Source organism: Flavobacterium johnsoniae UW101 (genome assembly GCF_000016645.1).
Classification (GTDB): Bacteria; Bacteroidota; Bacteroidia; order Flavobacteriales; family Flavobacteriaceae; genus Flavobacterium; species Flavobacterium johnsoniae.
In genome coordinates, this window is record NC_009441.1 from 101,030 (window position 1) to 121,660 (window position 20,631).

A 20,631-nucleotide genomic window follows, 5' to 3' on the forward strand; every position below is an offset into this window, starting at 1 on the left:
ATGAAAGTCAATGTTTTCACCACAGCCATTTTAGCATTACTAACTTTAGTAAGCTGTAATTCTGAACCTTCACTGCAAAAATATTTTGTTGAAAATACAGATAAAAAAGATTTTATTTCTGTTGATGTTTCGTCTGATATTTTAAACTTAGAAAAAACAAAACTTTCGGCAGAGCAAAAAGAAGCTGTAAACTCATTTGATAAAATGAACATCTTAGCTTTTAAAGCAACAGATAAAAATCAGGCAGAATTTGAAACGGAACGTAAAAAAGTTACGGCGATATTAAAAAATCCTAAATACCAGGAACTAATGAAATTTGGTTCTGGAAAAGATGGAGCATCAATAAGTTATGTTGGCTCAGATGAAAACATTAAAGAATTTGTGGTTTTTGCCAATAAAAAAGAAAATGGTTTTGCTGTAGTTCGTGTATTAGGAAAAGATATGAACCCGAATAACATTATAACGCTTATGTCTGTTTTAAAAGAATCAAAAATTGACATGGAGCAGTTAAAACCATTGCAGCAATTAATTAAACAATAGACTTTTACTTACTTTATAAACGACTGAAGCTCCATAACTGGAGCTTTTTTCTTATATATATTTGAAAGATTTTACTGAACAAAACAATCAGTATTTATTTTGATATGAATGCAATTTAATTATATTTGCAACTTACCAAAATAATAAATTATGATACAAAAAACATCAAATGCCTTTATCGCAGCATCTTGGGTTGCTCTTGGAGCCGGAACAATCGGTTTTATTGTTGGACTTGCCAGAGCTGAAATGCTGTTAAACGAAAAAGGATATTATTTCACTGTTTTAATGTTCGGACTTTTTGCTGTTGTTTCTTTACAAAAAAGTGTTAGAGACCGACTTGAAAAACTTCCGGTAACTGATATTTACTACGGAATCTGCTGGTTTGGAACTTTATTATCAATCGTTCTTTTAGTTGTTGGATTATGGAATGCAACAATTTTACCAAGTGAAAAAGGTTTTTATGCATTTGCATTTCTATTAGCATTGTTTGGTGCTATTTCTGTGCAAAAAAACACCAGAGACAATATGAGCTTTGGTCAAAACGAATAGAAGTTTTAAACCTATTTAAAATAAAAAAGCTCCAATAAAAATTGGAGCTTTTCTTTTATAATAGAATTTGAGATTATTTACTCAAATACATTTTTCTTCTAGAGTACAATTCATAGAATTGATCATCTTTTAAGTCATCAATAAACAAGATGCTTTCTCCTGTTGATTTCATTTCTGGCCCTAACGCTTTGTTTACATTCGGGAATTTACTGAAAGAGAATACTGGTTGTTTGATTGCATATCCGTTTAACTGCGGGTTAAAATCAAAGTCAGTTACTTTATTGTGACCTAACATTACTTTTGTAGCGTAATTTACATAAGGTTCTCCGTAAGCTTTTGCAATAAAAGGAACCGTTCTAGAGGCTCTTGGGTTTGCCTCGATAATGTAAACTGTATCATCTTTAATCGCAAACTGGATATTGATTAAACCAACCGTTTTTAAAGCTCTGGCGATTTTATGTGTATGATCTTTAATTTGCTGCATTACAAATTCTCCTAAGTTAAAAGGAGGCAATGTTGCATTACTATCTCCAGAGTGAACACCGCAAGGCTCAATGTGCTCCATAATTCCGATGATATACACATTTCCATCAGCATCACAAATTGCATCTGCCTCAGCTTCGATTGCTCCCGCTAAGTAGTGATCTAGTAATAATTTGTTTCCTGGAATTGCTTTCAACAAATCGATAACGTGCTCTTCAAGCTCTTTTTTGTTGATTACAATTTTCATCCCCTGACCTCCTAATACATAAGAAGGACGAATTAAAAGTGGGAAATCTAAAGTATCTGCTAATTTCGAAGCTTCGTCAGCTGTTTCAGCGATTCCAAATCTTGGGAAAGGAATATTTAACTCAGTTAATAAGTCAGAGAATCTTCCTCTGTCTTCTGCTAAATCTAGTGCGTCGAAACTAGTTCCGATAATTTTTACACCATATTTAGAAAGTTTATCTGCTAATTTAAGAGCTGTTTGTCCTCCTAACTGAACAATTACACCTTCTGGTTTTTCGTGCTGGATGATGTCATAAATATGCTCCCAGAAAACTGGTTCGAAATATAATTTATCCGCTGTATCAAAGTCAGTAGAAACCGTTTCAGGATTACAGTTAATCATGATCGTTTCGTAACCGCATTCTTTAGCTGCTAAAACGCCGTGTACACAAGAGTAATCAAACTCAATTCCTTGTCCAATTCTGTTTGGTCCGGAACCTAAAACGATTACTTTCTTTTTATCTGTTACGATACTTTCGTTGTCAACAAAACGCTCTCCGTTTGCTTTTTCAATTTCAGCCTCAAAAGTTGAGTAGTAATAAGGAGTAAGCGCTTTAAACTCAGCCGCACAAGTATCAACCAGTTTAAACACACGGTTGATTTTTTGTTCCATACGCAAAGTGTGTACTTCACTTTCTAAACAATTCATCATGTGCGCTAATTGTCTGTCTGCAAAACCTTTTTGTTTCGCTTCAAGCAATAACTCTTTAGGAAGATCTGTAACTTTGTAGTTTGAGATTTCTTTTTCTAAAGTGTAAAGTTCTTCGTATTGTTTCAAGAACCACATATCGATTCTTGTAATTTCATGAATGGTGCTCAACGGAATTCCCATTGCGATTGCATCATAAATTACGAAAACACGATCCCAGCTTGCGTGAGTCAGTTTATCGATAATTAATTCGTAATCTTTATATCCTTTTCCGTCTGCTCCTAAACCGTTTCTCTTAATCTCTAAAGATTGAGTTGCTTTATGAAGTGCTTCCTGGAAAGAACGTCCGATTCCCATAACCTCACCAACAGATTTCATCTGAAGACCTAGAGTTCTGTCTGAACCTTCAAATTTATCGAAGTTCCAACGTGGTATTTTTACGATTACGTAATCTAAAGTTGGTTCGAAAAGAGCCGAAGTAGATTTTGTAATTTGATTTTGTAATTCATCTAAATTGTATCCTAAAGCTAATTTAGAAGCAATTTTTGCAATTGGATATCCAGTAGCTTTTGATGCTAAAGCAGAAGAACGAGACACACGAGGGTTAATCTCGATTGCTACGATATCTTCTTTTTCGTCTGGAGAAACTGCGAATTGTACGTTACATCCTCCCGCAAAGTTTCCGATGCTTCTCATCATTAAGATAGCGTAGTCACGTAATTTTTGGAAAGTTGTATCAGATAATGTCATTGCAGGCGCAACTGTAATCGAATCTCCAGTATGGATTCCCATTGGATCCATGTTTTCGATAGAACAGATAATTACAACGTTGTCATTTTTATCTCTTAAAAGCTCTAACTCGTATTCTTTCCATCCCATTAAAGCTTTATCAATTAAAACCTCGTGAATTGGAGAGGCTTCAAGACCTCTAGTTAAAAGCTCATCAAAATCTTCTTTTTTGTAAACCACTGCTGCTCCTGTTCCTCCAAGTGTAAACGAAGGACGAATAACAAGCGGGAAACCAAATTCCTGAGCAATTTCTTTTCCTTCAAGGTAAGAAGTAGCTGTTTTTGCAGGTGCAGTTGGCACTTTAATTTTTTCTAAAAGCTGTTTAAACTGCTCTCTGTCTTCTGTAATATTAATTGCATTTACATCAACACCAATTAATCTTACCCCAAAATCCTGCCAGATTCCTTTTTCTTCAGCCTCTAAACACAAGTTCAAAGCTGTCTGTCCTCCCATTGTTGGTAAAACAGCATCAATTTGAGGATGTTCCTTAAGAATTTCAATAATCGATTTTGTCGTTAAAGGTTTCAAATAAATATGATCCGCCATAGATGGGTCGGTCATAATTGTCGCTGGATTCGAGTTAATCAAGATAACCTCAATTCCTTCTTCACGAATCGAGCGTGCAGATTGAGATCCCGCATAATCGAATTCGCAAGCTTGGCCAATAACAATAGGTCCTGACCCTATTATTAAAACTGATTTTATTGATGTGTCTTTAGGCATTTTGTATGTATTGTGTAGTTATTTACGATTTAAAAAACATATCTAGTGCGTTATAAACTAGAAAGTTGGGATATTTTTTACCGACAAGGTATAAAAAAAGGCGATACTAAAAAAGTAATCGCCTTATGTATGTTTATACAAACATTATTTTTTGTGTCTAGGCTCGCTAGAAACAGTTAATTTATGTCTTCCTTTTGCTCTTCTACGCGCTAGAACTTTTCTTCCATTCGCAGAAGCCATTCTGTCCATAAATCCGTGCTTATTTCTTCTTTTTCTTTTCGATGGTTGAAATGTTCTTTTGCTCATTGCTTTGTATCTTTAAAAATGGTATCTATTAACTCGTTATTTGGTTTTGGATATCGTTATTCAAAAACCGAGTGCAAATATACAAAGACTTTTTTTTCTGGCAAGCAGTTTTATAAAAATATTTTTAATTCCTTTTACTATCTTTGCAATCACAAATTTACATTAATTATGTTTCACAAAAATATTAAACTTATTTTGGCCGGACTTCTTGTAGTGGCGGGCATTTGGCAATTTACAGAAAGTAATATCGGAAATGGAATCTTTCTTATATTATTGACTGCAATTCCAATTTTTCTTTATTTTAAAAACGAATTTATCCTTTTAGCCTTCCTTAAATTAAGAAAACAAGACTTTGAAGGTGCAAATAAATGGTTATCATATATCAAAAATCCGGAAGGAGCATTAGTTAGAAAACAACAAGGATACTTAAACTATTTACAAGGTATCATGTTATCACAGACTAACATTAACCAGGCTGAAAAACATTTCAAAAAAGCAATTGAGCTTGGATTATCTATGGATATGGATTTAGCAGTAGCTAAATTAAACCTTGCAGGAGTTGCAATGTCACGCAGAAGAAAGCTTGAAGCAACTAATTTATTAAACGAAGCTAAGAAATTAGATAAGCAGGGAATGCTGAAAGAGCAGATTTCTATGATGAAAGAACAAATGAAGAAAATCTAATTTTTTTTTAATTTTCAATATATTAAATCCCAAATTCCTAAGGAGTTTGGGATTTTTTTATACCGCAAACGTCCCGTTTTGTCATTTCGACGAAGGAGAAATCTTCGCACGAAACTCTACAAAGATTTAAAATATACTTTTGAGGAGCTGCTTGCGAAGATTTCTCCTTCGTCGAAATGACAAGATTACGCATAAATCTTTGCACATCATTGACAAAGCTTTAAACTGAAAACTGCGGCTGAAAACTTAAAAAATTCAATCTTCTAATATAATAGAAGGCAGATTCTCATTAAGCCATTTATATTTATTGAGAATCATAATATGTGTACCGCCTTTAACCACGATACAGCTGTTGATGTATTTTATTGGAAAAACTTCGTCTTTGTCGCCGTGAATATGAATTACGTTTTCATCAACCTTATTTCTATCCCATAAAATGACTGATTCTACAGCCCACTGCAAATAGTTAAGATCCCTAACCGCTAAAAACTTCTCGTATAACTTAATACGTTTATTTACTTTTTCTCCAAAAGAATATTTTGCCAGACTTTCGATATTTAAAATCAGCTTCATCGGAATCAGCTTGTAGGCTTTTGTAGTTTTTCCGATTTTCATTCTTTTTGGGAATTCAATATTACTTCTAACACTAGAAATAATAATAACTTTTCGGGCCTGAATGTGTTTTGCGATTTCCTGAACTAAAATCCCTCCAAAAGAAACTCCAACCAAAACAGGATTTTCGTGTTTGATTTTTTTAGAAATTCTAAGCGCATAATCCGACAAGGCTTCTTTTGGATGCGGAATCTCCCATTCTAATAAACACATTTCAAAAACAGATTCATCTAACTGAATTCTTTCAAAAATTGCCGGACTTGCCGCCAAACCGGGCATAAAATATACTGGAATTTTACTCATTTGTATGAAAAGGGATTATAATTGCGAATTTTAATTTCAAAATAATTTTACTTTTTTTAATGATATGCACAGCAAATCTTACACCATTCTTACATATTAAAACAAATTAAACTACAAAAACAGAGCAGTTTCAAAAACTAGTCCAAATCTTACTTAAAATACTTCAATATTGAAAATCAAATGATTAACTTTGCAATCCAAATTACTCGCATTTAAATATCTTTTCCAAAGATTTTATTTGTTTATTTTTTATCGTTCTTTTTCTAATATTTTATCCACCCCAAAAACATGACAAATATGGAACCTGCTGAAACTATGGAAATCAAAGACAATACCTTTGCCAGACAATTTGAAACCGTAGTCCCTGAGGGATTATTAAGCGTTGAATATTCTTTTCAGGAAAAGAAAATCTTTTTAACCAAAATCAACACACCCGAAAACTTCGAAAACCAGTCTGTAATTGACACTTTACTTAAAAACATTATGGAACTAAGTACAGAAAAAAATTTCAGAGTTGTGCCGATTCATCCAAAAATCGCAGCATTTTTCAAAAAAAATCCAAAGTACAAAGAATTATTGCCGCCGGGAATCAGAATTTAAAAATAATTTATTACCCAAAGCCATAATCCGCCAATTCCCATATAAATAAAAAGCATTACAAGTCCGGTTACCAAACCTTTGACCCACCAGCTTTTTAAATCGACATATCCGCTTCCGAAAAAAACGGGAGCCGGACCATGTCCGTAATGCGTCAACGTTCCGTAGATTGATCCCATAAAACCAAGCATAAAGGCCAAAAGCAATCCCGGAATACCAAGTGAAACCCCAACACCCAAAAGTGCCGCATACATTGCCGCTACGTGTGCCGTTGCACTTGCAAAAAGATAATGGCTGAAAAAGTAGACCAATATAATTATTGGAAATGCCATCTGCCAGCTCAAACCTCCAATTTCTGCTTTTACAACATTACTAAACCAGCCGATAAATCCAAGTTCGTTAAGCGAACTTGCCATCATTACTAAAACCGAAAACCACACAATGGTATCCCACGCTCCTTTTTCGGCTTTTACATCATCCCATGTTAAAACTGAAGTAAGCAATAAAATTACCAAACCAATAAATGCCGTTGTCGTAGCGTCTATAGAAAACAAATCGCCTGTCATCCAAAGAAACAAGAGAATAAAAAACGTTAAAAGCATCATCCATTCGTTACGGGTAATCGGCCCCATTTCTTTTAATTTCTGCATGGCAATCTGCGGTGCATCTCCAGTCTTTTTTAGTTCTGGCGGATATATCTTATACAACACAAAGGGAATCACAAAAAAGGCACACAATCCCGGAACGATTGCTGCAGCTGCCCATGACATCCAGGTTATTTTAATCCCTAAATTAAGCGCAAACTTCTGACACATTGGATTACTTGCCGTTCCGGTCAGAAACATTGATGAAGCTATTAAATTCATATTATAGCAATTCAATGTTAAATAAGAACCTAATTTTCTATGTGTTTCCGGCTGATCCGGCACAGAGCCAAAACTCATTGACATGGATTTCATTATAGGATAAATAATTCCTCCTCCTCTTGCCGTATTACTTGGCACAGCCGGAGCCAAAACTAAATCAGCAAGACCTAATCCGTAAGCCAATCCAAGAGAGCTTTTTCCGAAGATTCTAATAAATAAAAAAGCAATTCTATTCCCTAAACCAGTTTTTATAAATCCTCTCGCTATAAAAAACGAAATTCCGATAAGCCATATTACTTTATCGCCAAATCCTTTTAAGGCCAGCGTAATTGATTTTCCAGGATCGCCCGGTGCCAGAACCTGCGTAAAAGCCGTTAAAGCAATTGCAATCATACACATCGTTCCCATTGGAGCCGCTTTTAGAATAATTCCCAAAATAGTGGCCACAAAAATTGCAAACAAGTGCCAGGCTTCAATAACAACTCCATTTGGTGCAGGAATAAACCAAATTGCAATTCCAACAGCAAGCGTAATCAGGGTTTGAGGAATTTGTACTTCTTTCATAATAATTTAGATTTATATTAAAACTAAAGTCGGAGTTGTAACTGAATCAGGAATAATTCATCATTATAGGTTGATGTATCCGGAATATTTTTATCAAATCGGTCAATTTCAAACCCCATTTCAATTCTTCCTGTATAATTTTTTCCAAATTCAAGACTAATCATAGGTGTATAAGTTTGTCTGACATTGGAATTTACCTTGTAACTAGGATTAAAAGTTTCGTAACGACATGATAATTCTAATGCCGTTAGTTTTTTATAATTTACCACATACCTCAAATTTGGCAGAAAATAAATCCCGCGCATTTGATAATTGGAAACATCACCTACTCTGCTTTCGGCTGGCAGTGAAAAATATAAATTATGATTTGTTCCTTGTTTGTATTCAATTTGAAGATCAAAAGTAAATCGGTCTGTTAGTTTAAAATCACTGGTTATATCAGCTCCAACTGCAAAAACATCTTCTTTAAATACTTTTCCAATACCACCATTTAAACCCAGATTTATTTTATGCTCTTTAGACAATTCAAAAACCCATCTTGTAGAATATTGTTTTCCGTTGTCTTTATCCATTTCTACGTTTTTTCCATTTCCGTTCAAAACTGAGACAGCATAACTAACCGGAATTTTCCCAATATCAAAAGATCCGGTTGCCGAAGCCCCAATTTGAAAACTGGTCCAGCCGTTTTTTCCGAATTCATAATATTGATTTGAGAAGTCAAAAGATTTGATAATATCTACAGGAACAAGTTCTTCAATTCCAAATGCCGGACGAAACTGTCCTCCGGTCAAAGCAATATATTTATTGAAGGTATACTTTCCGTAAGCGTTTTCGAGAACTTTGCCTTTGGTATCTGATTTAAAATCGGCTAAGTTTACCAGAATTACGACTTCTGTAGCTTCACTTAACCTGGTATTCAAGCCAACACGCATTCTTTTAATATCAAAAGACTGCTGGGTAACATCTCCAGTAGAATGATGTACTCCTAGAACATCAACATTGTCGCCAAAACTTTCCAGATATCTTGCCTGTAAAAGTCCCTTTAGCTGATATTGAGGATATTTTATCTCGCTATCGGTTTTTTCTCCAGCATTTACATCGCCTTGAGCATGCAGAAAAAATGGAGTTATAAAAAAGAGAATAATAATCGGAACTAGTAGAATTTTATTCATAGACTTCAAATTAATAAAAATATTAGTTTCTTATAACTGAATTCAGAATCAGCACTATTCTTTTTGAAGATCAAAAAGTTAACTATCTATAGTCGACACGAAATGAAGTACTAAAATAACAAAAAAAATAGAATTGTTGTAAAAAAAGTTGCATTAAAATAATGTTATTAAAATAAAAAAAAGCACAAGAATGAACTTGTGCTTTTTGATCTATAATGTATTTAGACTCTATTTTTCTATTTCTCTCATAGAATCCATTTTCTTGTGAGCAAGGAAACCTGCAACATCTTCAAAATGTTCTTTTACTCTTTTGTTTCCGAATTCAAAAACTTTAGTTGCTAATCCGTCTAGGAAATCACGGTCGTGAGAAACCAAAATTAATGTTCCGTCAAAATCACGCAATGCATCTTTAATAATGTCTTTTGTCTTCATATCCAAGTGATTCGAAGGCTCATCCAGAATTAATAAATTCACTGGCTCTAACAACAATTTAATCATTGCCAAACGCGTTTTTTCTCCTCCGGAAAGCACTTTTACTTTTTTAGTAATATCATCTCCCTGAAACATGAAGGCTCCCAAAATATTCTTGATCTGCGTTCTAATATCTCCAACCGCAATACTATCGATAGTTTCAAAAATAGTAGCATTTTCATCTAATAAAGCGGCCTGATTTTGAGCAAAATATCCAATTTGTGCATTATGTCCAATTTCAACGCTTCCTGAATCAACGCCGATTTCTTTCATAATTGCTTTAATCATGGTCGATTTTCCTTCTCCATTTTTTCCAACAAAAGCTACTTTTTGTCCGCGTTCGATTACGATGTTTGCATCTTTAAAAACCACATGATCTCCATACGATTTCGACATTTCTTTTACAACAACTGGATATTGACCTGAACGTGCTGCCGGCGGGAATTTCAAACGTAATGCAGATGTATCTACTTCATCAACCTGAACGATTTCTAACTTTTCAAGCATTTTTACACGAGACTGAACGGCATCTGTTTTTGAGAATGTTCCTTTGAAACGCTCAATAAAAGCACGGTTTTCGGCAATCATTTTTTGCTGTTCGTCATACGCTTTCTGCTGATGAATACGACGGTCTTTTCTTAACTCTAAATAATGGGTGTATTTTGCTTTGTAATCGTAGATTCTTCCCATTGTAACCTCGATAGTACGGTTTGTAATATTATCTACAAACGCTCTATCGTGAGAAATCACCACAACTGCTTTAGCCTGATTCAATAAGAAATCTTCTAACCATTGAATACTTTCGATATCCATGTGGTTAGTAGGCTCATCCAGCAAAATCAAATCAGGTTTTTGCAAAAGGATTTTAGCTAATTCGATACGCATTCTCCATCCTCCTGAAAATTCTGAAGTCTGACGTGTAAAATCTTCTCTTTCGAATCCTAAACCAACTAAAATTTTCTCAACTTCAGCTTCGTAATTTATTTCTTCAATAGCATAAAATTTTTCGCTTAAGTCAGAAACTCTTTCGATTAATTTCATGTATTCGTCACTTTCATAATCAGTACGAACGGTTAACTGTTCGTTGATTTCATCAATTTCGGCTTTCATTTTAAAAATATCACTGAAAGCTTTTGATGCTTCTTCCATAACAGTTGCGCCGTCTTCAGTAAGCAAATGCTGCGGTAAGTAAGCAATTACAGCTTCTTTTGGTGCAGAAATACTTCCGGTAGAAGGTTTGTTTACACCTGCAATTATTTTTAAAAGTGTCGATTTTCCCGCACCATTTTTACCCATAAGGGCAATTTTATCATTTTCATTAATAGCAAAAGAAACATCGCTAAAAAGTGTAGTTCCGCCAAACTGAACCGAAATATCGTTAACTGTAATCATTTGTGTTTGTGAATTTTGTTTAATCGGTTAATCGTTTATCTGACTACCCATTTTTTTCGTGCTGCAAAGATAGATTTAATTAGACAATGTCCAATTTGATAATTAGATAATTTTGAAAATGTGTCAATTAGACAATATCTTTTTCGACGCAGATAAAAGGATTTTCACTGATTCTCTTTTTTAACTTCCTTCTAAAAAATCTTTTTAATCTTTTAATCTGCGGCAAAAAAAAGAAGCATGATTGATGTTAAACCTACTTAGATTTCTCAATTTTAAAATTTTAATCTTACCTTGTATATAAATTTAAAAATCAGCAAAATATGAAAACGAAATTAAAACTGGCTGTTTCCTTAATTGCAGGATTACTATTTGGACTTTCTGCGAATGCGCAAAAAACTGTAATCAAAAAAGAAGCTTTACCCGCAAACGCGCAGACATTTTTAAAAACACATTTTGGATCGAAAAAACCGAGCTATATATTGGAAGACAAAGAAATCCTTTCAACAGAATACAAAGTTCAATTTGATAACCAGATTGAAATTGAATTTGACAAAAAAGGAAACTGGAAAGAAGTTGACGGCAAAAATTCTAAAATTCCGAAATCTATTATCCCTAAGAAGGTTGCTTCTTATATAAAAGAAAACTTCCCGAAAGAAAAAGTAACCAAAATAGAAATTGAATCTTCGGGATACGAAACAAAACTAACGAATGGTTTAGAATTAAAATTCAGTTTAAAAGGGGATTTTATTAAGATTGACAAATAAGTAAAATTAGAAAATGTGTCAATTAGGAAATTAGAAAATTCTCTAAAACCTTAAAATAACAAAACCCGACAGGTCACAAAAACCTGTCGGGTTGTCAAATTATCTCATTTTCAAATTGACTAATTATCTAATTAGTCTTTTCTCCATTTTTTAGTTTCTTCGAAAATATGCTCTAAGATTGCTGCTTCTGTTTCGTCGAAATCAATATTTCTTCGGCTCATAACCAATCTTGCCGTTTCAAAAGCTTTTTTGGTTACATAAGTTGTAAATCCCGCTGCACCGCCCCAAGAAAAACTCGGAACAAAATTACGAGGAAAACCAGATCCAAAAATATTCGCGCTTACACCAACTACGGTTCCTGTATTAAACATCGTATTGATGCCGCATTTACTATGATCTCCCATCATTAAACCGCAAAACTGAAGTCCGGTTTTAGCAAAACCTTCTGTTTCGTAGCTCCATAATTTCACTTCTTCGTAATTGTTTTTTAGGTTTGAGTTATTCGAATCAGCTCCAATATTACACCATTCGCCTAGAACAGAATCTCCTAAAAATCCTTCGTGTCCTTTGTTTGAATTCGCAAAAAGAACTGAATTTTTAACCTCACCGCCTATTCTGGATCCTGGACCAACAGTTGTTGCTCCATAAACCTTAGCCGACATTTTTACCATTGCATTTTCACATAAAGCAAAAGGCCCGCGAATAACGGTTCCTTCCATAATTTCGGTATTCTTACCTATATATATAGGACCATTAGATGCATTTAAAGTTACAAACTCCAGTTTTGCTCCTTCTTCAATAAATACATTTTCTGGCGCAATAACATTTACACTTTTAGGAATGGGCTGTGATTTTCTGTCTTCTGTTAAAAAAGCAAAATCGGCACGAATGGCAGCATCATTTTTTGAGAAAATGTCCCATGTATGTTCAACTGTCAGACATTCTTCATTGTACTGAATAATTTCGTACGTATCAAAATCGACTTCTTCCTGGTTTTCGGTTGTAAAAAAAGCAATTACATCATCGCCTTTAAAAATTGCCTGATTCTCTTTTAAATCAGAAACTAATTCTGCAAGCGCATCATTTGGCAAATACGCTGCGTTTATCATTACGTTTTCTTCCATTTCTACCATTGGGAATTTGGCAGAAAGATAGTCTTCAGTAATAGTTGTTATAGTAGAACCTAAACGAGCCTCCCACTTTTGACGAATTGTCATAATTCCGATTAAAATATCTGCAACTGGTCGTGTAAAAGTAAAAGGTAATAAAGCATTCCGGACGGGACCGTCGAAAAGAATGTAATTCATAAATTTAATTTAATGTGTTAAAATTTGATTTGGTTACCGAGACCAAAGTTACAAATATTTATTTTTTAGATTAATCATGTTTATATGTAAATAGCCGCAAATTTTCAATTTTCATTCATTTAGATTACGATTATTTTCCAAATCCTATTAGATTTTGATTTCGTATACCAAAACATAGCCAGCTGTTTCAACCACTGGAACGCAATATATTCACAACGTACTCGTGGTTACTAAAACCACAGCTATTTTAAAATAGAAATTTCTTAACCTATAAATTAATTTGTAAAAAAAAAGCCTTCCAATTTTGGAAGGCTTTTATATATTTTAAACAGCTATTATTTTTTAGCGTGTTTTGCATATTTAGTTTTGAATTTATCAATACGTCCTGCAGTATCAATAAGTTTAGATTTACCAGTATAAAAAGGGTGAGATGTTCTAGAAATCTCCATTTTTACAACTGGATACTCAACTCCGTCAACTTCAATTGTTTCTTTTGTATCTGCAGTAGATTTAGTGATAAAAACGTCATCATTTGACATGTCTTTAAATGCAACTAATCTGTAATTTTCTGGGTGAATTCCTTTTTTCATCTTTCTTTTTATTTATTGTTTAGAACATTTTTATTTTGAAGCTTTTCCATGGTTAGAAAAAGGTATAAACAAACAATGCTCTTTTTTATTTAAAATTTTAATTAATTTTGAGTGTGCAAATTTACAATTCTTTTTTAATAAACAAATACTTAGCTTACTTTTTTTTAGTTAAATTCAAAAAGCTTTTTTTCTCATCGATGTATATTGGGAATTGCTATATTTGTGGATTAATTTTAAAACATATAGAAATATGATTAATGAAGTTATAAAAAAGAATGGTATTGCGTATGGTGTAATGATTGGAATTGCATCTGCATTGGTTACTGCAACTATCTATGCTATTGATTTAAACTTGTTTACTGCATGGTGGATGGGATTAATAGGCATCGCAATCAGCATTACAATCAGCATCATTTTACTTTCTAAAACTAAGAAAGAATTAAACGGTGTTTTTCCTTTTAAAGATGCTTTTACCACTTATTTTATAGCAGCAGTAATTGGTATTTTAATTTCTACTTCTTTTAATATTATCTTATTTAACGTTATTGACCCGGGTGCAAAAGACACTTTAAGCGACATAATGGTAAAATATACTGCAAACATGATGCAGAAATTTGGCGCTCCGGCTTCATCAATCAACGAAGCTATTGCTAAAATGAAACTAACAAATCCTTATTCGACTCTTGAATTATTAAAAGGATCAGTTTTTGCTATGGTAATCAGCGCAATTTTCGGATTAATTTTCGCAGCATTTTTTAAAAGCAAAACTACTCAAGAATAAAAATTATAAATGAATCTATCTATACTTATACCGCTTCTAAACGAGGAGGAATCGCTTAAAGAACTCTATTCATGGATTATTAAAGTGATGCAGTCTAATAATTACTCTTATGAAATCATTTTTGTAGATGATGGAAGTACAGATGATTCTTGGAATATTATTGAAGGTTTCTCTAACGAAAACCCAAATGTAAAGGGAATTCGTTTCATGAAAAATTTCGGAAAATCGCAGGCTTTACACGCAGGTTTTGCAAAAGCAAAAGGTGATGTTATTATTACTATGGATGCTGATTTGCAAGACAGTCCGGATGAAATTCCTGAATTGTACGAAATGATTACACAACAGAAATTCGATTTAGTTTCTGGCTGGAAAAAGAAACGTTACGATTCTGTAGTGGCTAAAAACCTTCCTTCAAAATTATTTAACTGGGCAGCCAGAAAAACTTCGGGTGTTGAGCTTAATGATTTTAACTGCGGATTAAAAGCGTACAAAAATGTTGTAGTTAAAAACATTGAAGTTTCGGGCGAGATGCACCGTTATATTCCGGTTTTGGCAAAAAATGCCGGTTTTGGAAAAATTGGTGAAAAAGTAGTAATTCATCAGGCACGTAAATACGGCGAAACCAAATTTGGAATGGAACGCTTTATTAACGGATTCCTTGATTTAATTACGATTTGGTTTTTATCAAGATTCGGAAAAAGACCAATGCACTTATTTGGCGCTATTGGTTCGATCATGTTTATTATTGGTTTTTTATCTGCCGGATATATTGGAGTTTCAAAATTATACCATATGTATAATGGAATGAAATATAGCCTGGTAACTAATAATCCTTGGTTTTTTATAGCCTTAACTACAATGATTCTGGGAACTCAGCTGTTTTTAGCCGGATTTTTAGGAGAAATTATCTTAAGAACCAAAAACAACGAAGAACGTTATAAAGTATCACGAGAGGTTAATTTTTAAAAACATTTTCTCCAATACTTTATCAAGGAGAGACAAAAAAATTAAAATGATAGCAGGAAATAACTTCCAAAATTTCTCTATCTTTAATTAAAATATTAAAAAGAAATTTAAAATGAATATTGCACCTAATATATTAAACGCAGTAAACGAATGGCTTACGCCGACATTTGACCAGGAAACGCAGGCAGCCGTAAAAGAATTAATGACTACTTCTCCAAAAGATCTTGAGGAGAGTTTCTACAAAAATCTGGAATTTGGAACCGGAGGTATGCGCGGTGTTATGGGCGTAGGAAACAACAGAATCAACAAATACACACTTGGAAAAAACACTCAGGGATTATCTGATTATCTGCATCAGGTTTTTCCAAACGAGCCTTTAAAAGTTGTTATTGCTTACGACTGTCGTCATAACAGTAATACTTTAGCTAAAGTTGTTGCTGATGTTTTCTCTGCAAACGGAATTCAGGTTTATTTGTTTTCAGATTTAAGACCAACTCCTGAATTGTCTTTTGCACTTAAATATTTAGGATGCCAATGCGGTATTGTTCTTACTGCATCACACAATCCGCCAGAATATAACGGATACAAAGTGTACTGGCAGGACGGCGGACAAATCGTTCCTCCACAAGACAAAGAAATTGTCAATGTAATTGAAAGCTTAGGTTATGACAAAATCAAATTCAATGCAAACGAAAGCTTAATTCAGTACATCGATACAGAACTTGACAAAGCGTTTATAAAATCATCTATAGAAAACGCAAGTTTTAATACTCCGGCTGAAGCCAAAGACAATCTTCACATTGTTTTTACTTCACTGCACGGAACTTCTATAAAATCAATCCCGGATGTTTTATCTCAGGCTGGTTACAAAAATGTACACATTGTACCAGAACAGGCGGTTCCAGACGGAGATTTCCCAACTGTAAAATCTCCAAATCCGGAAGAACCTGAAGCCTTAACAATGGCTTTAGCTTTAGCTGATAAAACAAACTCTGATATCGTGGTTGGAACAGATCCTGACTGTGACCGTTTAGGTGTTGCTGTTAGAAATAACGACGGTAAAATGATTTTGCTTAACGGAAACCAGACTATGGTTTTAATGACTTCTTTCCTTTTGAAACAATGGAAAAAAGCTGGAAAAATCAATGGGAAACAATTCGTTGGATCAACAATCGTTTCGACTCCAATGATGATGGAACTGGCAACAAGTTACGGAGTTGAATGCAAAGTAGGTTTAACAGGATTTAAATGGATTGCTAAAATGATCAAAGATTTTCCTGAACTTGAATTTATCGGCGGCGGTGAAGAAAGTTTCGGATTTATGGTTGGCGATGCTGTTAGAGATAAAGATGCTGTTGCCGCTACCCTATTGATCTGCGAAGTTGCTGCTCAGGCAAAAGCAGCAGGAAGCTCTGTTTACAAAGAACTTTTACAACTTTACGTAGAAAATGGTTTCTACAAAGAATTTCTAGTTTCATTGACTAAAAAAGGAATGGAAGGTTTAGAAGAAATCAACCAAATGATGGTTAATTTACGTCAGAATCCATTAAAAGAAATCAACGGACAACGTGTTATTATGGTTGAAGATTACCAATCATCAACTGCATTGAATTTATTGACAAACGAAGAATCTTCGATGGATATTCCAAAATCAAACGTATTGATTTATTATACAGAAGACGGTTCTAAAATTTGCGCAAGACCAAGCGGAACTGAACCAAAAATTAAATTCTATATCAGCGTTAATGCCGAATTAGAATCAGTTTTAGATTTTGATGATGCTGAAAAATTCTTAGACGAAAAAATCCAGAACATTATTGCAGATATGCAGTTAAACTAAACTGTATTTTGATATATCCTAATTGTTTTTAAGACAATTAAAGCTAAAACCCGAATTTACATTTTATATATGTAAATCCGGGTTTTTTTATTAAAAAGTTCCACAATCCGTATAAGTGTTATTCAACAGCTTGTATGCGTTTATTATTTTTTGCAGTTTCCATTCCCCATTCAGCAATAGAGTTCAGTAAAGGAATAAGCGTCTTTCCAAATTCTGTTAATTCATACTCCACTCTTAATGGCGGTTTGCTGGTATAAACTGTGCGGGTAACCAGACCGTCTTCTTCCATTTCTTTTAACTGCAGACTCAATGTTCGTTCTGTAATAACCTTGCATTCTTTTCTCAATTCACTGTATCGCTTTTTTTGAATTAAGTGAATTAAAATAACTGCCTTCCATTTTCCTCCAATATACTTCATTGTCAGGCTTGTACTGCAAGGATACTGCTTATCATCTATACTATACATCTGTTACTATCATTTTTAACCGTTATTGCAAAGGTAATTCACTATACTTAGTTTTGCAACAATAAAAAGTATAGTTTAATTTAAATTTACAAATATGAGTTTTTTAGATCTTGCAAAAGTTAGATATTCAACAAAAAAGTACGACAATACCAAACAGATTTCAAACGAACAAATCGAAGAATTGAAACAAATTCTGCGTTTAAGTCCATCTTCCATTAACAGTCAGCCGTGGAAATTTACTTTTATTACAAATCAGACGTTAAAAAAAGAACTGGCTTCACAATCCTATGTAAACGAACAGTCGATTAATGATGTTAATCTTTTAGTTGTATTCAGCGTAATGGAAAATATAGAACATTTTGAAAACCGAAATCTTTCTGTACTCCCAGAAGCGTGGATAAAAGGGTTTTATGAACCATTAATAAAATCGAATGGAGATGAAGCTGTAAAATCATGGTTAGAAAACCAGGTTTATATTTCTCTAGGCTTCTTTCTAAGCGCTTGTATCAGTATGGGTCTCGATGCGACTCCAATGGAAGGAATTGACCGTACGGCTTATAAAAACATTTTAAAACAAGACGGATATTCACCTTTATTTGCCGTAACAGTAGGTTATGCAGATGCTGCAAATGACTGGGCTCATCCTGCAGTTTTACCAAAATCGAGATTTGAAATGAAAGAAATTATAGAATCTTTTTAAACTGTATTATTTTCTTTCTATAAAATTTAAAAAATCGGATATCAAAAAGTTGTCCGGTTTTTTTGTTTTCAAAATCCGCCTTTATTTTTTAAGGATGTTTTTATATACTGCCTAATATTAACTTAATAAAGTGTTTTCCTTATTTTTACTTTTAAAGAAACTTTTTTTATAAAAAAAAGCAAAAAGAAATTGAAAACAATCCAATTGGATTAAATTTGTGCAGTAAAATTTAAATGACAATTACGTTAATACATATTAAAGAGTCATTACCAAAAAACAATATCAAAAAAATAAATGAGTAATTTCAAAAAAATAGTTCCTTTTATATATCCGTATAAAAAATACGCATTCTTAAATATCTTTTTTAATGTTTTGTATGCTCTTTTCAGCACACTTTCGTTTGTTGCTTTAATACCAATGCTTCAGGTTTTATTTGACCAGACAAAAGAAAGAAAAGTTAAACCTGTATACGAAGGCATTTTAAAACTTCAGCAGTACGGAGAAGACTATTTGAGTTATTATATAACAACAACAAAAGGCACTCACGATCCTGGATACATTTTATCTATAATGGTCGCGATTATAATTTCGATCTTTTTATTAAAAAACCTAGCCGATTATTTAGCCATGTTTTTTATCACTTTTTTACGAAATGGTGTTTTAAAAGATATGAGAAATGCTTTGTATAAAAGAACATTAGAACTTCCGCTGGCTTTTTATTCTGAAAAAAGAAAAGGAGATGTTATTTCTAGAATTTCTGCAGACGTAAATGAGGTTCAGAATTCCTTTTTAGCAATTTTGGAGCTTATTGTTAAAGAACCGCTGACCATTATTTTCACCATAACAACAATGCTTATTATCAGCACGAAGCTGACAATATTTGTATTTATTTTTATTCCAATTTCCGGCTATATTATTTCATTAATTGGAAAACAATTAAAAAAACAATCTACAAAAGCACAAGAAGAACAAGGTACTTTTTTATCTACTATCGAAGAAACCGTTGGAGGATTAAAAGTGGTAAAAGGCTACAATGCTGAAGGCTATTTTAATACTGTATTTCAAAATTCTACTGAACGTTTTTTTAGCTTATCAAACAAAATAGGAAACCGTCAAAACTTAGCTTCTCCAGCAAGTGAGTTTATGGGAATCACCGTAATTGCTATTCTATTATGGTATGGAGGACAAATGGTTTTGATTGACAAAACACTAAGCGGTCCTTCGTTTATTGCTTACATGGGATTAGCTTATAATATTTTAACTCCTGCAAAAGCCATTTCTAAAGCTTCATACGGAGTAAAAAGAGGAAATGCTGCTGCCGAACGTGTTCTTGAAATATTAGAACAGGAAAACACAATTACATCAAAAGAAAATGCAATCGAAAAAACATCTTTTGATTCTATTATAGATGTGCAGCATGTTAATTTTAAATACGAAGAAGAAACTGTTTTAAAAGATTTTTCTCTTCAAATTAAAAAAGGACAGACTGTTGCACTTGTGGGGCAGTCTGGAAGCGGAAAAAGTACAATTGCCAATTTGCTGACTCGTTTTTATGATGTAAACGAAGGTTCAATTTCTATTGACGGAATCAATATTAAAGACATGAATCTGCAATCGCTTCGCAGCTTAATGGGATTGGTAACACAAGACAGTATTTTATTTAATGACACCATTAAAGCAAATATTTCTTTAGGAAAATTAGATGCAACTGATGATGAAATTATCGAAGCTTTAAAAATTGCTAACGCATATGAGTTTGTAAAAGAACTGCCGCTGGGAATCTACACTAACATTGGAGACAGCGGAAACAAACTTTCGGGCGGACAAAAACAACGTTTATCTATTGCCCGTGCCGTATTGAAAAATCCGCCGATAATGATTCTGGACGAAGCAACATCAGCATTAGATACAGAAAGTGAAAAATTTGTTCAGGTTGCGCTCGAAAACATGATGCAGAACAGAACATCGATCGTAATTGCCCACCGACTTTCAACGATTCAAAAGGCAGACGTTATTGTTGTAATGCAAAAAGGAAAAATTGTAGAACAGGGAACTCACGAAGAACTGATTGCACACAACGGAACTTACAACAAATTAGTAACGATGCAGTCTCTAGAGTCATAAGATTCAAACATACATATCAAATAATCTGCACAGATTAAGGAAATATTAAAACTTAGTTTAATTTCTTTAATCTGTGTTTTATTTTATAACTTTAGGATAGTTAAAGAT

Annotated in this window: 19 protein-coding genes; 10 read left to right on the forward strand and 9 right to left on the reverse strand. The window is 33.4% G+C overall.

What is annotated here, in order from left to right; translation table 11 throughout:
* Together FJOH_RS00555 and yiaA are read left to right on the forward strand one after the other, a co-directional pair.
* Positions 1 to 540, forward strand: coding sequence for a DUF4252 domain-containing protein (locus FJOH_RS00555; protein WP_011921615.1), 540 nt, complete (start codon positions 1 to 3; stop codon positions 538 to 540).
* A 150-nt stretch (positions 541 to 690) separates the two neighbouring features.
* A complete protein-coding gene (yiaA, locus tag FJOH_RS00560; RefSeq protein ID WP_011921616.1) occupies positions 691 to 1,089 on the forward strand; it encodes an inner membrane protein YiaA in 399 nt (132 codons plus the stop codon).
* A 73-nt stretch (positions 1,090 to 1,162) separates the two neighbouring features.
* Here the strand turns inward: yiaA and carB are convergent, their stop codons facing one another.
* Both carB and rpmH read right to left on the reverse strand, forming a co-directional pair.
* Complete coding sequence (gene carB, locus FJOH_RS00565; protein WP_011921617.1) at positions 1,163 to 4,018, reverse strand: carbamoyl-phosphate synthase large subunit; 2,856 nt, start codon at positions 4,016 to 4,018, stop codon at positions 1,163 to 1,165.
* Positions 4,019 to 4,162: 144 nt separating this feature from the next.
* Positions 4,163 to 4,324: a 50S ribosomal protein L34 gene (gene rpmH, locus FJOH_RS00570; RefSeq protein ID WP_008464848.1), complete on the reverse strand. Its 162-nt coding sequence runs from the start codon at positions 4,322 to 4,324 to the stop codon at positions 4,163 to 4,165.
* A 168-nt stretch (positions 4,325 to 4,492) separates the two neighbouring features.
* Between rpmH and FJOH_RS00575 the strand changes: the two genes are divergently transcribed.
* Positions 4,493 to 5,008, forward strand: coding sequence for a hypothetical protein (locus FJOH_RS00575; protein WP_011921618.1), 516 nt, complete (start codon positions 4,493 to 4,495; stop codon positions 5,006 to 5,008).
* A 255-nt stretch (positions 5,009 to 5,263) separates the two neighbouring features.
* Here the strand turns inward: FJOH_RS00575 and FJOH_RS00580 are convergent, their stop codons facing one another.
* A complete protein-coding gene (locus FJOH_RS00580) occupies positions 5,264 to 5,923 on the reverse strand; it encodes an alpha/beta hydrolase family protein (protein ID WP_011921619.1) in 660 nt (219 codons plus the stop codon).
* Between the two features lie 288 nt (positions 5,924 to 6,211).
* Here FJOH_RS00580 and FJOH_RS00585 point away from each other — a divergent pair, with 288 nt between their 5' ends.
* Positions 6,212 to 6,523, forward strand: a complete 312-nt coding sequence (locus FJOH_RS00585) for a GNAT family N-acetyltransferase (RefSeq protein ID WP_011921620.1) — start codon at positions 6,212 to 6,214, stop codon at positions 6,521 to 6,523.
* Here FJOH_RS00585 and FJOH_RS00590 read toward each other — a convergent pair.
* The 3 genes from FJOH_RS00590 to FJOH_RS00600 all read right to left on the reverse strand — a co-directional run bounded on the left by FJOH_RS00590 (position 6,520) and on the right by FJOH_RS00600 (position 10,985).
* Positions 6,520 to 7,950 carry an anion permease gene (locus FJOH_RS00590; protein WP_011921621.1) on the reverse strand — a complete coding sequence of 477 codons (1,431 nt, stop codon included), beginning with the start codon at positions 7,948 to 7,950 and terminating at the stop codon, positions 6,520 to 6,522. The two genes, FJOH_RS00585 and FJOH_RS00590, sit on opposite strands and share 4 nt — an antisense overlap.
* Before the next feature lie 23 nt (positions 7,951 to 7,973).
* The gene (locus FJOH_RS00595; RefSeq protein WP_011921622.1) at positions 7,974 to 9,122 is read right to left on the reverse strand and encodes a porin; all 1,149 of its coding nucleotides are present in this window, start codon (positions 9,120 to 9,122) and stop codon (positions 7,974 to 7,976) included.
* Positions 9,123 to 9,350: 228 nt separating this feature from the next.
* Positions 9,351 to 10,985, reverse strand: coding sequence for an ABC-F family ATP-binding cassette domain-containing protein (locus FJOH_RS00600; RefSeq protein WP_011921623.1), 1,635 nt, complete (start codon positions 10,983 to 10,985; stop codon positions 9,351 to 9,353).
* A gap of 320 nt (positions 10,986 to 11,305) precedes the next feature.
* Here FJOH_RS00600 and FJOH_RS00605 point away from each other — a divergent pair, with 320 nt between their 5' ends.
* Positions 11,306 to 11,749 (forward strand): PepSY-like domain-containing protein, encoded by a 444-nt coding sequence (locus FJOH_RS00605; protein ID WP_011921624.1) that lies wholly within the window; start codon positions 11,306 to 11,308, stop codon positions 11,747 to 11,749.
* Between the two features lie 131 nt (positions 11,750 to 11,880).
* Here the strand turns inward: FJOH_RS00605 and FJOH_RS00610 are convergent, their stop codons facing one another.
* Positions 11,881 to 13,056 carry a GlmU family protein gene (locus FJOH_RS00610; RefSeq protein WP_011921625.1) on the reverse strand — a complete coding sequence of 392 codons (1,176 nt, stop codon included), beginning with the start codon at positions 13,054 to 13,056 and terminating at the stop codon, positions 11,881 to 11,883.
* A 335-nt stretch (positions 13,057 to 13,391) separates the two neighbouring features.
* Positions 13,392 to 13,646, reverse strand: coding sequence for a type B 50S ribosomal protein L31 (locus FJOH_RS00615; protein WP_011921626.1), 255 nt, complete (start codon positions 13,644 to 13,646; stop codon positions 13,392 to 13,394).
* Positions 13,647 to 13,896: 250 nt separating this feature from the next.
* On the opposite strand from FJOH_RS00615, the gene FJOH_RS00620 reads away from it, so the two are divergent.
* The 3 genes from FJOH_RS00620 to FJOH_RS00630 all read left to right on the forward strand — a co-directional run bounded on the left by FJOH_RS00620 (position 13,897) and on the right by FJOH_RS00630 (position 17,233).
* A complete protein-coding gene (locus FJOH_RS00620; protein WP_011921627.1) occupies positions 13,897 to 14,427 on the forward strand; it encodes a DUF4199 domain-containing protein in 531 nt (176 codons plus the stop codon).
* A gap of 9 nt (positions 14,428 to 14,436) precedes the next feature.
* Positions 14,437 to 15,393: a glycosyltransferase family 2 protein gene (locus FJOH_RS00625; protein WP_012022221.1), complete on the forward strand. Its 957-nt coding sequence runs from the start codon at positions 14,437 to 14,439 to the stop codon at positions 15,391 to 15,393.
* A gap of 112 nt (positions 15,394 to 15,505) precedes the next feature.
* On the forward strand, positions 15,506 to 17,233 hold the full coding sequence (locus FJOH_RS00630) for a phospho-sugar mutase (RefSeq protein ID WP_012022222.1): 1,728 nt from the start codon (positions 15,506 to 15,508) through the stop codon (positions 17,231 to 17,233).
* 118 nt (positions 17,234 to 17,351) lie between these two features.
* Here FJOH_RS00630 and FJOH_RS00635 read toward each other — a convergent pair whose 3' ends face one another.
* The gene (locus FJOH_RS00635; protein ID WP_012022223.1) at positions 17,352 to 17,699 is read right to left on the reverse strand and encodes a winged helix-turn-helix transcriptional regulator; all 348 of its coding nucleotides are present in this window, start codon (positions 17,697 to 17,699) and stop codon (positions 17,352 to 17,354) included.
* Positions 17,700 to 17,793: 94 nt separating this feature from the next.
* Here FJOH_RS00635 and FJOH_RS00640 point away from each other — a divergent pair, with 94 nt between their 5' ends.
* Positions 17,794 to 18,399, forward strand: coding sequence for a nitroreductase family protein (locus tag FJOH_RS00640; RefSeq protein ID WP_012022224.1), 606 nt, complete (start codon positions 17,794 to 17,796; stop codon positions 18,397 to 18,399).
* Between the two features lie 294 nt (positions 18,400 to 18,693).
* Positions 18,694 to 20,523, forward strand: a complete 1,830-nt coding sequence (locus FJOH_RS00645) for an ABC transporter ATP-binding protein (RefSeq protein WP_012022225.1) — start codon at positions 18,694 to 18,696, stop codon at positions 20,521 to 20,523.
* The last annotated feature ends 108 nt before the right edge of the window (positions 20,524 to 20,631 follow it).